At 62.4% G+C, this 14165-nt stretch carries 16 protein-coding genes and 2 tRNA genes; 12 read left to right on the top strand and 6 right to left on the bottom strand.

From position 1 onward, the window contains the following. Positions 1-55 precede the first annotated feature (55 nt). Positions 56-1477 carry a magnesium transporter gene (mgtE, locus tag IB262_RS19825; protein ID WP_112976198.1) on the bottom strand — a complete coding sequence of 474 codons (1422 nt, stop codon included), beginning with the start codon at positions 1475-1477 and terminating at the stop codon, positions 56-58. 322 nt (positions 1478-1799) lie between these two features. Between mgtE and IB262_RS19820 the strand changes: the two genes are divergently transcribed. Both IB262_RS19820 and IB262_RS19815 read left to right on the top strand, forming a co-directional pair. Further along, complete coding sequence (locus IB262_RS19820; RefSeq protein ID WP_112976197.1) at positions 1800-2309, top strand: peptide deformylase; 510 nt, start codon at positions 1800-1802, stop codon at positions 2307-2309. Positions 2310-2361: 52 nt separating this feature from the next. Further along, complete coding sequence (locus IB262_RS19815; RefSeq protein ID WP_060607338.1) at positions 2362-2631, top strand: hypothetical protein; 270 nt, start codon at positions 2362-2364, stop codon at positions 2629-2631. A gap of 47 nt (positions 2632-2678) precedes the next feature. On the opposite strand, the gene IB262_RS19810 is transcribed toward IB262_RS19815, so the two are convergent. The 3 genes from IB262_RS19810 to IB262_RS19800 form a co-directional block, all read right to left on the bottom strand. Further along, positions 2679-3863 carry a serine hydrolase domain-containing protein gene (locus IB262_RS19810; RefSeq protein WP_112976218.1) on the bottom strand — a complete coding sequence of 395 codons (1185 nt, stop codon included), beginning with the start codon at positions 3861-3863 and terminating at the stop codon, positions 2679-2681. Positions 3864-4128: 265 nt separating this feature from the next. Beyond that, positions 4129-4213, bottom strand: a tRNA-Leu gene (locus IB262_RS19805). Between the two features lie 383 nt (positions 4214-4596). Then, positions 4597-4681: transfer RNA gene (locus IB262_RS19800), tRNA-Leu, on the bottom strand. Positions 4682-4874: 193 nt separating this feature from the next. Between IB262_RS19800 and lipB the strand changes: the two genes are divergently transcribed. Next, a complete protein-coding gene (lipB, locus tag IB262_RS19795; RefSeq protein WP_060516828.1) occupies positions 4875-5594 on the top strand; it encodes a lipoyl(octanoyl) transferase LipB in 720 nt (239 codons plus the stop codon). Between the two features lie 6 nt (positions 5595-5600). Here the strand turns inward: lipB and IB262_RS19790 are convergent, their stop codons facing one another. Then, a complete protein-coding gene (locus IB262_RS19790; protein WP_246802676.1) occupies positions 5601-6539 on the bottom strand; it encodes a DMT family transporter in 939 nt (312 codons plus the stop codon). Positions 6540-6785: 246 nt separating this feature from the next. Between IB262_RS19790 and IB262_RS19785 the strand changes: the two genes are divergently transcribed. From IB262_RS19785 to IB262_RS19745, 9 genes are all read left to right on the top strand, one after another. Beyond that, positions 6786-7181: a helix-turn-helix transcriptional regulator gene (locus IB262_RS19785; protein ID WP_034804375.1), complete on the top strand. Its 396-nt coding sequence runs from the start codon at positions 6786-6788 to the stop codon at positions 7179-7181. A gap of 69 nt (positions 7182-7250) precedes the next feature. Next, on the top strand, positions 7251-8378 hold the full coding sequence (locus IB262_RS19780; RefSeq protein WP_077961485.1) for an S-(hydroxymethyl)glutathione dehydrogenase/class III alcohol dehydrogenase: 1128 nt from the start codon (positions 7251-7253) through the stop codon (positions 8376-8378). Between the two features lie 81 nt (positions 8379-8459). Next, the gene (locus IB262_RS19775; RefSeq protein ID WP_090302256.1) at positions 8460-8900 is read left to right on the top strand and encodes a YaiI/YqxD family protein; all 441 of its coding nucleotides are present in this window, start codon (positions 8460-8462) and stop codon (positions 8898-8900) included. A gap of 48 nt (positions 8901-8948) precedes the next feature. Next, the gene (locus IB262_RS19770; RefSeq protein ID WP_034795640.1) at positions 8949-9596 is read left to right on the top strand and encodes a DUF1345 domain-containing protein; all 648 of its coding nucleotides are present in this window, start codon (positions 8949-8951) and stop codon (positions 9594-9596) included. Between the two features lie 24 nt (positions 9597-9620). Continuing rightward, positions 9621-10454: an S-formylglutathione hydrolase gene (gene fghA / locus IB262_RS19765; protein WP_112977363.1), complete on the top strand. Its 834-nt coding sequence runs from the start codon at positions 9621-9623 to the stop codon at positions 10452-10454. Between the two features lie 72 nt (positions 10455-10526). Next, positions 10527-10904: a fluoride efflux transporter CrcB gene (crcB, locus tag IB262_RS19760; protein ID WP_060520939.1), complete on the top strand. Its 378-nt coding sequence runs from the start codon at positions 10527-10529 to the stop codon at positions 10902-10904. Between the two features lie 213 nt (positions 10905-11117). Continuing rightward, a complete protein-coding gene (locus IB262_RS19755; protein ID WP_034795631.1) occupies positions 11118-12110 on the top strand; it encodes an RluA family pseudouridine synthase in 993 nt (330 codons plus the stop codon). Next, positions 12110-12775 (top strand): HAD-IA family hydrolase, encoded by a 666-nt coding sequence (locus IB262_RS19750; protein ID WP_112977362.1) that lies wholly within the window; start codon positions 12110-12112, stop codon positions 12773-12775. The genes IB262_RS19755 and IB262_RS19750 overlap by 1 nt, the downstream gene beginning before the upstream one ends. Beyond that, positions 12768-13553, top strand: a complete 786-nt coding sequence (locus IB262_RS19745; RefSeq protein ID WP_034795626.1) for an ATP12 family chaperone protein — start codon at positions 12768-12770, stop codon at positions 13551-13553. The genes IB262_RS19750 and IB262_RS19745 overlap by 8 nt, the downstream gene beginning before the upstream one ends. Before the next feature lie 134 nt (positions 13554-13687). Here the strand turns inward: IB262_RS19745 and sugE are convergent, their stop codons facing one another. Further along, positions 13688-14002: a quaternary ammonium compound efflux SMR transporter SugE gene (sugE, locus tag IB262_RS19740; protein ID WP_034795623.1), complete on the bottom strand. Its 315-nt coding sequence runs from the start codon at positions 14000-14002 to the stop codon at positions 13688-13690. Between the last annotated feature and the right edge of the window lie 163 nt (positions 14003-14165).

Below are 14165 nucleotides of genomic sequence, written 5' to 3'. Positions count from 1 at the left end.
TTCCTGGGCATGCACTATCGTTGACCTTGACGTAAAAGTCAAACAACGCGCCACGTTACGTGACGTGGAACCACCAGGTGGCGATGCCGAGAAAGCTGAAGAAGCCGGTGATATCGGTAATGGCCGTCACGAAGACGGCGGAAGAGACCGCCGGGTCGGCGCCGAAGCGATCGAGGCAGAGCGGCACGAGGATGCCGCCAAGGGCCGCAGCCATCATGTTGATCAGCATCGCAGTTGCGATGATGCCGCCGATGTTCGGGTCCTGAAACCAGAGACCGGCAAGAAGCCCGATCAGCGTGCCGAAGATCATGCCGTTGAGCAGCCCAACGCCGGCTTCACGCCGGATGATGCGCGGCGCGTTGTGAATGTCGAGACCCCGTGTTGCGAGCGCGCGCACGGTAACGGTCATCGTCTGCGAACCGGCATTGCCGCCCATGCCCGCAACGATCGGCATCAGGATGGCGAGAGCCACGATCTGCTGGATCGTCGCGTCGAAGAGGCCGATGACCGAAGCGGAGATGCAGGCGGTCATCGAATTGATGAACAGCCAGGGCACGCGCGAGCGCGATGCCTCCCCGACGGAGTCCGAAAGCTCTTCGTCGCCGACGCCGCTCAGGCGCAGCAAGTCTTCCTCGGCTTCTTCCTGAATGACGTCGACGACGTCATCGATGGTGAGCACGCCCACAAGCCTGCCATTGTCATCGACGACGGCCGCAGAAAGAAGGTCGTATTGCTCGAATAGCTGGGCCGCCTCTTCCTGGTCCATCTCGGCCGGAATGGCATGGCTGGTGTCGTGCATGATCGCATCGACCTTGACCGAACGCTTGGTTCGGAGGATGCGGTCGAGGTCCATGGCGCCGAGCAGCTTGAAGGTCGGGTCGATCACGAAGATCTGCGTGAAACTCTCCGGCAGGTCCTCGTCTTCGCGCATATAGTCGATCGTCTGGCCGACAGTCCAGAATGGCGGCACCGCCACGAACTCGGTCTGCATGCGCCGGCCGGCCGTGCTTTCGGGGTAATCCAGCGAGCGGCGCAGGCGAACCCGTTCGGTAAACGGCAGCTTCGCCAGGATCTCGTCCTGGTCTTCCTGGTCCAGGTCTTCCAGAATGTAGACCGCATCGTCCGAATCCATCTCGCCGATGGCCTCGGCGATCTGTTCGTTCGGCATGTGCTCGACGATATCGAGACGGATCGCTTCGTCGACCTCCGTCAGTGCCGAAAGGTCGAATTCCTTGCCGAGCAGCGAAACCAGCGCCAGGCGCTGATCGGGCTGGATCGCCTCGAGCAGGTCACCCATTTCCGACGAGTGCAGGCCGGCAACGTGCTGGCGCAGATAGATGGTATCGCGGTCGGCGATTGCCGCGCCGACATGCATGAGAATATCAGAGCGGATAGAACCGTCGTCGGCATAAATGTCCGAGCCGTCAAAGGCCTTGACGTCTTCTGAGCCGCGGTCTTCGTCGCCAGTATTGCTCATGCGCGCCCTCGAAACGATTTGCTGCTTCCCGGCCGTCCGCCTCGCGAGCCGGAAAGAATGCGTCCACTGACGTTTGCCTCACCCTCATCCGCCGCCATGGGCGGGAATTCTGGCCTTACAGCCTGCTAGCGCAAAGCCCTGCCGAGGTCCACAGCACAGATACCACCGGGCGCGCCGCAACAACAGATTTATTCAAGCTGTTGCAAATACATGAAAAACCGGCTGCTTCTCGACACAGTCGACATCGACCGCGCGATCGGCTAGCACTTCAGTCGAGATATCGGAGGCGCAACACCCATTTGGCGCCGCCAAGGAAGATCTGATGGCCATTCGCCCCATTGTCCGCTTTCCCAACCCGCTGCTGACGCGGAAGGCGGAGACGATCACCCTCTTCGACGCGGCATTAGAGGCGCTGGCCGCGGACCTTGTCGACACGATGCGGGGCGCCCCCGGCGTCGGTATTACCGCGCCGCATATCGGCATCCTGGAGCGCGTGACGGTGATCGAGCTCGACCGCGAAAGCGGCGCCAGGACCTTCGTCAATCCGGAGGTCATCTGGTATAGCGACGAGAAGGCGACCCATACGGAAGGCAGCGTCTCGATGCCGGGCATCCTGGAAGAGGTCGAGCGCCCCCGCGCCGTTCGCGTCCGCTACCAGACACTTGGCGGCGAGACGATCGACGAGGAAGCCGATGGCTTCATGGCCACCTGCCTGCAGCACGAAATCGACCAGCTCGACGGCATCTTCTGGACACAACGGCTCTCGCGACTGAAGCGCGACCGCGCCATCAAGAAGTTCGAAAAGCTGACCAGGGAGCAGGCGCGCGGCTAGCGCACCGATTCCCTGCTCGCAACATCACGTCATAGTCACCAAGGACCGAACCATGAAACCGACCTATCTCGCCCTCATCGGCCTCCTCGCGCTCGCCGGCTGCAACAGCGCCCAGCAAGATCTCGAGCCCCTGCCCCAGAGCCTGACCTATGGCGAGAACGCGGCCAACAGGAAGACACAGGCCGCACCGGGCGCCATGATCCAGAACCGCTTCATGTATGAAGGCCAGATGGTCTACGAGACCTACGAGGTTCAGCCCGACCGCACCTACAAGCTCGTCCGCCGCCGCATGGACCAGAGCGGACCTGCCGGCAACAACTGACACGGATCAGGGCGTACGGGCGCAGCGACCTCTGTCGCCCGTCGCCGCTATGTATTTCGAGCCGCGTACACCGCCGTTTCGAAATCGAGATAGCTCCCGAACGAAGCGGGATCGGCAAAGGGCAGTATTTGTGTCGCCCACAGGCCACCGAGACCGTTTTGGCGGTCTATCCAGTAGTAGAGGTTCGCAAGCCCCGCCCAGGCTAACGCACCGGCTGGCCGCCCCGTCGGTGCTGCTTCATCGTTGATCATGAAGCTTATCCCCCAGGACTTCGGCATGCCGGGGAAAAATTCGGCGTCGTGCGACAGGCTTCTTATTACCCCCGGGAGCTTCTTGATCTTCCTTTCTCCGAGGCCGTTCCTTGCCGCCATTTCGACGGTTTCGGCCTTCAGCACCCGACCGCCGGGTGACATCCCGTCGTTGAGCCACATGCGGATAAATTTGGCGTAGTCGACGGCCGTCGAATAGAGACCGTGCCCGCCCATCTGGACCTCCGGGGCCTGCGGGAGCCTGAAATCAGGCAACGGCGACAAACGTCCGGCATCGTCCCTTTGGTGCAAGGTAACCACGCGGGATGTCATGGATGCGGTCATTGCAAAGCCGGTGTCCTCCATACCAAGCGGCTGGAGGATGCGTTCCGCCATCACAGCGCCAAGCCGCTTGCCGGTGATGCCCTCCACGACCTGCCCGGCCCAGTCCAGGCTGCTCCCATATTCCCAGTCGTCGCCGGGATCGAAGAGCAAAGGCGTCCGGATGGATGCATGGGAGGCGGTGATCACGCTCGGCTGTCCATGTTGCCGCGCCAACCGGGCATAGGTCTCGTTGAAAAAATCGTAGCCAAAACCGGCCGTGTGCAGGAGCAGCATGCGCGTGGTGATGTCCCGTTTGGGCGGGCGGAGTTTCGGATTCCCGGCGAGGTCAAACCCTTCGATCACCTGCAGCGTGCCGATTTCGGGCGCGTATTGCCTGGCGGGAGCGTCGAGATCGAGCTTGCCCTCCTCGATCAATTGCAGGCAGGCCGTCGCCGTGATCGCCTTCGTCATCGAGAAGATCGCAAAGACGCTGTCCATGGTCATATCCGTCGCGCCAGCCAAAGAGCGCTTTCCGGTGGCGCCCGCGTAAAAATTGCCATGGCGATCCGTGGCGATTGCGACAACGCCTGGCACGCCATCGGCGGAAGCGACCGCGGCATTGAGGATTGCATCGGCAGCAGTCTTGAGATCGCCGGACAAAGGAACCTCCCGCACAGCCAAGGCTTCGACACGCGTGGCGGTCGTGCCACCCTTCACGTTGAACCGCCGCGCAAATCTTAACATCAAAGGGCGGCCCAAGCCATTTTCTAACGGCTGTGGAAAAAGAGTGCCGTCGGCCAACTCAGCGCGAAACGAGCGAGACTCGGATTGCCAGAAGGCATCACGATGCCGCCGATCAGGGCGCGCCAGAACGGGGAAGCTAAACATGGATTTGAAACAAAAAACCCGGCCGAAGCCGGGTATTTGGTGCGGTCGAGAAGACTCGAACTTCCACGGGTTGCCCCACAGCGACCTCAACGCTGCGCGTCTACCAATTCCGCCACGACCGCATCGTGGTAGGGCCGACTTGCGTCGGCGCGGCTGCATGTAGCAAAAGCCCCTTGAGTGCACAAGGGATGGCTGTGGACAAATTAAACGATGGCGACGGACGGGAGGGCATTCACAGTGCGGCGCGAAAAGACGGCGTTCAGCGCGCGCATTTCAGACCAGCGAACGAACCTCCCCGACGCCTTTCGAGGCTCGCTCTCGCCACGACGGGATCGTCGGCAATTCGTTCGGCATTCGCGCGCAAGATGAGCGACGGCCGCCCCCCTATTCGAACGCATGATATGGACTGGAAGACAAAGGGATGCGCCGGTTGCGCCCGGGCAGAAGGCCTAATTGGCTAACACCAGGATAAAAAACAAAAAACCCGGCCGAAGCCGGGTTTTTTTGGTGCGGTCGAGAAGACTCGAACTTCCACGGGTTGCCCCACAGCGACCTCAACGCTGCGCGTCTACCAATTCCGCCACGACCGCATCGTGGTAGGGCCGACTTGCGTCGACGGGGCTGCATGTAGCAAAAGCCCCTGGGGGGCACAAGGGGATCACGACAGAATTTTGACGGGAAATGAAACTATTTCAACAGCCCGCCCAAGGAGCCCCGGAAACGCTGGACTCTTGCCTCGCACCATCCCATGTACAGGCTCTAAAAAACAGGAATGCCGAGCGAATGCAGCGTGAAAATCTGAGCCAGGACATGTTTGCCCCTCCGGAATCACCCCCGGTTCGCTGGCGGATTGCCTCCGAACTGGTCGATTATCCGCAGGCCGTCGAGCTGATGGAGCAGGAAGCCGCGGCGATTGCCGCCGGCACCGCAGATGAACTGGTCTGGCTCGTCGAGCATCCGCCGCTCTATACGGCCGGCACCAGTGCCGACGCCGCCGATCTCGTCATGCCCGACCGTTTTCCGGTCTTTGCCACCGGCCGCGGCGGCGAATACACCTATCACGGCCCGGGCCAGCGCGTCGTTTACGTCATGCTCGACCTCAAGCGCAGGAAGCAGGACGTACGCGCTTTCGTCGCGGCACTCGAAAGCGTCGTCATCTCCACGCTCGATTCGATGAACGTTCGGGGCGAGCGGCGTGAAGACCGGGTCGGTGTCTGGGTGCGGCGCCCGGAAAAGCCTGCCCTGCCCGACGGCTCCATGTCGGAAGACAAGATCGCCGCGATCGGCATCCGCCTGCGCAAATGGGTGAGTTTCCATGGCTTTGCGCTCAACGTCGACCCGGATCTCGACCATTTCGGCGGCATCGTGCCCTGCGGCATTCGCGGTTATGGCGTCACCAGCCTCGTCGATCTCGGCCTGCCCGTGATGATGCCGGACGTGGACATCCGCTTGCGCGAGGCCTTCGAGACCGTGTTCGGTCCGACGCGGAACGACGCGCCGTAAGCCCGTTCAACTTGCCGCTCGACGTCCAGCCTGCCGCTCACGCCAGATGATGAAGAGGCCCGAGCCAACGATGATGGCGATACCAAGCCATTTGGAGAGCGACGGAAAGTCTCCGAAGATGAGATAACCGAGCGCCGTCGCCGTGACGATCTCGAAATAATGAAACGGCGCGAGCAGCGAGACGGGTGCCGCCCGGAACGCCTTGACCACCAGCAGATGGCCGTAGCCGGACAGCGCGCCAAGCACGATCACGAGCATCCAGCCAAGCGGCGACTTCGGCAGCGACGGCACGAAATCGGCGCTGCCCATGCCGTTGCCGATCAGGATCACCAGCGCCATCGTCAATGTGCCGCCGATGCCGGCTATTGTCTGCATCGTCAGCGGCGAGTCGCCGGTACCGACAGCACGGTTGAGGAGCAGGTAGCAGGCAAAGACGAAGGCGCAGGCAACCGGCAACAGCGCGGTCAGGCCGAAAGCGGCAAAGCTCGGCTGGATGACGATCATCGCTCCACCGAAACCGACGACAATGGCGAGCCAGCGCCGCCAGCCCACTCTTTCCTTGAGGAACACCGCCGAAAGACAGGTCAGGATGAAGGGCTCGACGAAATAGATGGCGAAGGTGTCGGCAAGCGGCATGTACTTCACCGATATGAAGAAGAACAAGGCCGCGGTCGCCAGCAGTACACCGCGCAGCAGATTGGCCCAGGGCCGCTTTGGCCTCAGCGCCCGCAGGCCACCGGCGCCAAGCAGCATCGGTAGCGTCGCCACCAGTTGGAAGAAGAAGCGGTAAAAGGTCACCTGCCCCGGCGACATGCCCTCATAGACGGCCATGTATTTCGCAATCACGTCCATGCCCGGCAGGATGACCATGGCAAAGAGCATGATGGCGACGCCCTGCATCACCGTGTCGGTGTGTTCGGTGGTCGCAGTTCGGGCGTCTGTCATGGGGCAAGCTCCTGTGGCCGCCGCACATTAGAGCCTACGCGTTGGTTTTCAACGGCCGAAGATGCGACGGGCAAGGAACTATCCACGCCCTAGCCGCAATTGACGGTGTTTTTGGCGCTTCGGGGTGGTCCCTCGCCGCCCAAATGCCTATAAGCTCAGGACAATCTTCCGCCCCGGATCCAAAGGTCGGCCGTCGGCCCCCATGGTTCGGGACCTTTGAACGTGACCGTGGCAAAGGAGATGTCCATGCGCTTGTCCACCGAAACGATGATTGCCCGCCTGCGCGACACCAGCGACGGTGATACGCTGGGAGGACGCATCTGGAGGGCGCGCGACGCCGCAAATCTCAGCGCCAAGGAACTGGCCGATCAACTCGGCGTGCGCACGGAGACCATCGCGGCCTGGGAACGGGATCGGGCCGAACCCCGCACAAACCGGCTGTTCATGCTTGCAGGCGTACTCGGCGTCACCCCGGCCTGGCTGATCGCCGGGCTCGGCCGCGCGCCGGATGCCGACGCAATCGACGAGAAGGACGGCCTGCGCGAGCAGCTCGCCCTCGTCAAGAAGCTGCACGAACAGACCGGCAAGGCGATTGCCGCTCTTGAGATGGAACTCAATCGCGTTCAACAGAACATTCGATAACCTATTGCGATTCCACTTAGGGCCGCCGTTCTGGCGGCCCGACGTCATTTCAGTCCAAGGAGAAAATAGATGGATGTACGCGCCGCCGTTGCCGTTCAGGCAGGCAAGCCGCTCGAGGTCATGACGGTTCAGCTCGAAGGCCCGCGGGCCGGCGAAGTGCTGATCGAGGTCAAGGCCACAGGCATCTGCCACACCGACGATTTCACCCTGTCCGGCGCCGATCCGGAAGGCCTGTTCCCGGCGATCCTCGGCCATGAAGGCGCCGGCATCGTCGTCGACGTCGGCCCGGGCGTGACCTCGGTGAAGAAGGGCGACCACGTCATCCCGCTCTACACGCCCGAGTGCCGCTCCTGCCCATCGTGTCTGTCGCGCAAGACCAACCTGTGCACCGCGATCCGCTCGACACAAGGCCAAGGCCTGATGCCCGACGGCACCTCGCGCTTCTCGATCGGCAAGGACAAGATCCACCACTACATGGGCTGCTCGACCTTCGCCAACTACACGGTGCTGCCGGAGATCGCGGTTGCCAAGGTCAATCCGGACGCCCCCTTCGACAAGATCTGCTACATCGGCTGCGGCGTGACGACCGGCATCGGCGCCGTCATCAACACGGCACAGGTGGAAATGGGTGCGACTGCGATCGTCTTCGGTCTCGGCGGCATCGGCCTCAACGTCATCCAGGGCCTGCGCCTTGCCGGCGCCGACATGATCATCGGCGTCGACCTCAACAACGACAAGAAGGCCTGGGGCGAGCGCTTCGGCATGACCCACTTCGTCAACCCGAAGGAGGTCGGCGACGACATCGTGCCTTACCTCGTCAACATGACCAAGCGCGGAGCCGACCAGATCGGCGGCGCCGACTACACCTTCGACTGCACCGGCAACACCAAGGTGATGCGCCAGGCGCTCGAGGCTTCGCATCGCGGCTGGGGCAAGTCGGTCGTCATCGGCGTTGCCGGCGCCGGCCAGGAGATCTCCACGCGGCCGTTCCAGCTCGTCACCGGTCGCAGCTGGATGGGTACCGCCTTTGGCGGTGCGCGCGGCCGCACCGACGTGCCGAAGATCGTCGACTGGTACATGGAGGGCAAGATCGAGATCGACCCGATGATCACCCACACGATGCCGCTCGAAGACATCAACAAGGGCTTCGAACTGATGCATTCTGGCGAGAGCATCCGCTCGGTCGTTCTCTACTAAGCTGCTATTTTGATTCAAGGAGGCGCCGGAGACGATTGATTTCCGGCGCCTTTTTCAGTCCCGTTGAGAAGTTGATTCAAAATGATCTATGTCGACGCAGACGCCTGCCCGGTGAAAGCCGAAATCCTGAGAGTGGCCGAGCGCCACGGGATCGAGGTGACCTTGGTCGCCAATTCGGGCCTGCGCCCTTCGCGCGACCCGATGGTGCACAATGTCATCGTCTCGGCAGGCTTCGACGCGGCCGACAACTGGATCGCCGAACGGGCGCACGAGGGCGATATCGTCGTTACCGCCGACGTGCCGCTTGCCGTTCGCTGCGTTGCCGCCGGCGCACTTGTCACCGGCCCCTCCGGCCGGATCTTCGACAAGGGCAATATCGGCATGGCGTCTGCGATGCGCGATCTCGGACAGCACCTGCGCGAGACCGGCGAGAGCAAGGGCTACAACGCCGCCTTCACACCGCGCGATCGATCCGCCTTCCTCGAAACCCTTGACCGACTCGCGCGTCAGTCGAGAAAATGATCGCACAACGGGCGGGACCATGGGGCCCGCAATCGCAGGGACACTAGCATGGCAGCGACGACTAAGCTCAGGCACTGGCCGTTTTACACTGCCATTCTGTGCGCGCTCGCAAGCGTGCCTGTCCTCTGGTTCGTGGCGCAGCGTTTCGCCCTTGAAGGGGCAGCGATCACCTTCTTCTGCGTCTATCTCGTCCTATGCTGGCGGCGCTTGCGGATGATGACTGGCCGGCATCTGAAGACCCATGCCAGGAACACCGACGAGCCCGAGGTCGTGATCCTGCTCGTGACGTTCGGGGCAGCCGCAAGTTCGCTCGTATCCTTGTTTTTCGCGCTCAACGGCGAGAAGTCCGGCTCGGCGCTGGCGCTCGGCCTCGCCTTTGCCTCCGTCGTGCTCGGCTGGGCAACGATCCACATGATGGCGGCCATGCACTATGCCCATGTCTATTGGGTCCCAGCGCCCGATGGTCCGACCACCGAACCGGCACGCGGACTCGATTTTCCCGAAACGCCCGAGCCCGGCGGCTTTGACTTCCTCTATTTTTCCTTCGTCATCGGCATGACGGCGCAAACCTCCGATGTCGCCATCACCAAGACGGCCATGCGGCGCATCAACCTGATACACGCCATCGTATCGTTTTTCTTCAACACCGTGCTCGTCGCCGCCGCCGTCAATGCGGCCGTGCAGCTTGCCGGCTGAGCATCTTTATCCAAGGAGCATCCCATGAAAGTCCTTTCGCAAAACACCGCCTTCGGCGGCATGCAGGGCGTCTTTTCGCACGATTCCAGGGCCTGCAAGGGCGAGATGACCTTCGCGGTCTTCGTACCGCCACAGGCAATCAACGAGCCGCGGCCGGTGCTCTGGTATCTCTCCGGCCTCACCTGCACACATGCGAACGTCATGGAGAAAGGCGAGTACCGGCGCATGGCCGCCGAGCTCGGCTTGATCGTCGTCTGCCCGGATACGAGCCCGCGCGGCACTGATGTTCCCGACGAACTGACGAACTGGCAGATGGGCAAGGGCGCAGGCTTCTATCTCGATGCCACCGAAACGCCCTGGGCCGAGCACTACCAGATGTATAGCTACATCACCGAGGAGCTGCCCGCCTTCGTCAGCCAGCACTTCCGCATGGACATGAGCCGCCAGGGCATCTTCGGCCATTCGATGGGCGGTCACGGCGCCATGACCATCGCGCTCAAGAACCCGGGCCGCTTCAAGAGCTGCTCGGCCTTCGCCCCGATCGTCGAGCCTTCGACCGCCGACTGGTCGATCGGCGCCTTCGAGAAATATCTGGGCGCGGACCGCGCCGCCTGGCGCCAATATGATGCCTGCGCGCTCGTCAGGGATGGTGCGCGCTTCCCCGAGTTCCTGATCGATCAGGGCAAGGCGGACAGCTTCCTTGAAAACGGCCTGCGTCCCTGGCTGTTCGAGGAAGCGGTCAAGGGCACCGGCATCGATTTGACGCTGCGCATGCATGAACGCTACGACCATTCCTACTACTTCATCTCGACTTTCATGGACGATCATCTGCGCTGGCATGCCGAGCGGCTGATCTAGCCACCGAATGGCGCAATTCCGTATGAAAGCCGCTTTCGCGGAATTGCGCCGTCAATCTACCCGGAGCGACTGATGACCCACCTTCTCCTTGTTGGCGCCGGCGGCGCGATCGGCTCGATGCTGCGTTATCTCGTCGGTCTCTGGGCCGTTCACCGCTTCGGGTCCGGCTTTCCCTGGGGCACGTTTGGCGTCAACATAACGGGGTCGTTCCTGATCGGCGTGCTCGCCGAAGTGATCATGCGCAAGTTCGGCGCCTCGCCGGACATGCGTGTCTTCCTCATTACCGGCATTCTCGGCGGTTACACCACCTTTTCCGCCTTCTCGCTGGACGCAATCACGCTCTTCGAGCGCGGCGATGTCATGCTATCGGCCGTCTATGTCATCGCCAGTGTCGCGCTTTCGATCCTCGCGGTCTTCAGCGGGCTGGCTCTGATGCGCGCAATAGTCTAAAGGCTCGTCTTACAGGCGCTGCGTATCCAGGGGACACGCGGCGCATTGCTGCATTGTCCTTCAACCGTTGTCGCTTCGAGGGCATTGTCATGCAGCAACGAAAATATTGCGGCAGCCTTTGCGCGCCTGAAGCTTCCTCTTTGCGTCATCCCAACGCAGGGGCTTCGGACCGACGCGCGACGCTGCGACCAAACAGAAGGCAGGTTCGCTCAAATGGCAGGCATAGAACACAGGCAGGTGGACGGTGACGAGGCGGGCATGCGCCTGGATCGCTGGTTCAAGGTGCATTTTCCGGGACTGGGCTTCGGCCCGCTGCAGAAGCTTTTGCGCTCCGGCCAGATCCGCGTCGACGGTGCCCGCGCCAAATCCGACACGCGGATCCAGCCCGGCCAGACGATCCGCATTCCGCCGCTCGGAGTGGATCCCAAGGAAACCAAGACCGGGCCGATCGCCGGACGCGACCTCAGGAACTCACCCGACGGCGAACTGCTGTCGCGCATGGTGCTGCACGAGGACGCCAAGGTTATCGTGCTCAACAAGCCTGCCGGCCTTGCCGTTCAGGGCGGCTCGGGCGTCAACCGACATATCGACAAGATGCTTGAAGCCTGGACCAACCAGAAGGGCGAAAAGCCGCGTCTCGTCCACCGGCTCGACCGCGACACGTCAGGCGTCTTGGTGATCGCCCGCACCCGGGGTGCAGCGCAGAAGCTGACCGCCGCCTTCCGCGAGCGCGACACCAAAAAGACCTACTGGGCGCTGGTCAAGGGCGTGCCGCGCAAGCGCGAAGACCGCATCTCCACCTGGCTCGTCAAGGAGCAGACGCCGGATGGCGACCGTATGCGCATCGCCAAACACGGCGAAGACGGTGCCGACCACGCCATCTCCTACTACCGTATTCGCGAACAGGCCGCACAGAACCTCGCCTGGCTGGAGATGGAGCCCTATACCGGCCGCACCCATCAGCTTCGCGTCCATGCACTGCACATTGGACACCCGATCCTCGGCGACCCCAAATATTTCGACGCCGACATCAATTGGAGCCTGCCCGGCGGCATGCAGAACCGTCTGCATCTGCACGCGCGCCATATCGATATTCCTCACCCGGACGGTGGCCGCCTGCGCGTGACCGCGCCGCTGCCACCGCACATGGTCCAGAGCTGGAACCTGCTGGGCTTCGAAGAGAACGAGCCTGGCGAGGACGACTGATGAAACTGGCGCTTTTTGATTGTGACGGTACGCTGGTCGATAGCGGAGGCCTGATCCATGAAGTGATGGCGCGCACCTTCGAGGCCTTCGATCTCGAGCGCCCGCCCCTCTCGGCAACCAAGAGCATTATCGGCTTGACCCTCGACATTGCCATCGCGCGCCTGCTCGGCCGCGAACATGTCGACGATCAGGCGCTGGCGATGACGGCGCACTACAAGTCGATCTTCGCCGACGTTCGCGCAGAGGCAGGCTTCCAGGAGCTTCTGTTTCCGGGTATCGCCGACATGATGCAGACGCTGTCGTCACGCGACGCACTGTTGATCGGCGCCGTAACCGGCAAGTCGCGTCGCGGCCTGACGCATATTTCCGAGACTCACGGCTTCGACCGGATCTTCTTCGTGTCCCGCACCGCCGACGACTGCCCCTCCAAGCCGCATCCGGCCATGGTGACGGAATGCTGCTTTGAAGCCGGCATCGATGCGAAGGATACGGTCGTCATCGGCGACGCGATCTACGACATGCAGATGGCCAAGGCCGCTGGAGCATCCGCCATCGGCGTCGCCTGGGGCTATGCTTCCGTTCCCGACCTCATCGAGGCGGGCGCGGATTTCGTTGCCCGGACGCCGGCCGACATCATTGAATGGATGGAACACAATCATGTCTGATATTCGCGACGAACTCAGCGGTGCGATGAGCCACGAGGATCCGGTCCGCCGCGCGCAAATCCAGATGCTGAAGCCACTGCCGAAGCGCTTCTACAAGGACGTCAGCGTGGCCGCGGCCGATGGCGATACGCACGCGGTGCTGCTCGACGGCCGCACCGTGCGCACGCCGGCCAAGCAGCCGCTTGCCGTGCCGACGCGCAAGCTCGCCGACATGCTCGCCGCCGAATGGGATGCGCAGGCAGAGGTCATCGATCCCGGCAAGATGCCGATCACGCGTATCGTCAATACCGCACTTGACGGCGTCGCCAAGGACCAGCGCTCGGTCTTCGACGATATCCTGCGTTTCGCCGGAACGGACATGCTCTGCTATCGCGCCGATAGCCCGGAAGGCCTTGTCGCCCGCCAGAACGAAATCTGGAACCCGGTGATCGAGTGGGCCCAGCAGGCACTCGGCGCCCGTTTCATCCTCGCCGAAGGCGTGATCCACCAGGAGCAGCCGGAGGAAGCACTTTCCGCCTATGCCGAAGGCCTGCGCGCCTTCGCAACCCCGCTCGGCCTCACCTGCGTCCACACGGTGACGAGCCTGACCGGCTCTGCGTTGCTGGCGCTCGCCTTCGCTTCCGGCCGGATATCCGCCGAAGAAGCCTGGACGGCCGCCCATGTCGACGAGGACTGGCAGATCGAACATTGGGGAACCGACGAGGAGGCCTTCCGCCGCCGCGAGAACCGCTGGCAGGAAATGCAGGCGGTCGCCACGGTTCTTGACGCCCTGCGCTGACGACACCGGATACCACGGAATGCGAAGCGGGCTGCGTGTCTTCCGACGCGCAGCCCGCTTTCTTTTTTGTTCAATATGTCGGCGTCAGAGCGGCTCTGTTCGCGCTAACGTGACGGAAGCCAATAGCCGCTGCGTTAAGCGGCCAGCTTCAGGCCGGCGATACCGCTGACGATGAGCGCGATGCAGCCAAGGCGAACGAAGGTTGCCGGTTCGGCAAACAGGAAAATGCCGAGGATCACGGTGCCGACGGTGCCGATGCCGGTCCAGACAGCGTAAGCCGTACCGAGCGGCAGGGTCCGCACGGCGAGACCGAGCAACGCGATGCTGAGGATCATCGAACCGACGGTCAGGATCGTCGGTGTCACCCGCGTAAAACCATCCGTGTATTTGAGACCAATTGCCCAGCCGATTTCGAGAATACCGGCAAGCAGAAGAAGGAACCAGGCCATGTCAAACTCCCAAAGTTTGGAGCGAGGCCGTCCCCGCGGATGTTCGGTATCGCCTTTGCGAACCGTGCAGCCGTCTGCAACGCGGGTTCTATCTCACACTCCAGTTTCGCCGGCAAGGCGGTCAAGGGCAAATCAGCCTTGCGTCCGCGGCAAAGCGAAACCA

This window comes from Ensifer sp. ENS02, from assembly GCF_014851885.1.
In the GTDB taxonomy this organism is placed as follows: Bacteria; Pseudomonadota; Alphaproteobacteria; order Rhizobiales; family Rhizobiaceae; genus Ensifer; species Ensifer adhaerens.
The sequence above is the reverse complement of the archived record's forward strand: the minus strand, read 5'-3'. Positions and strand labels throughout refer to the sequence as shown.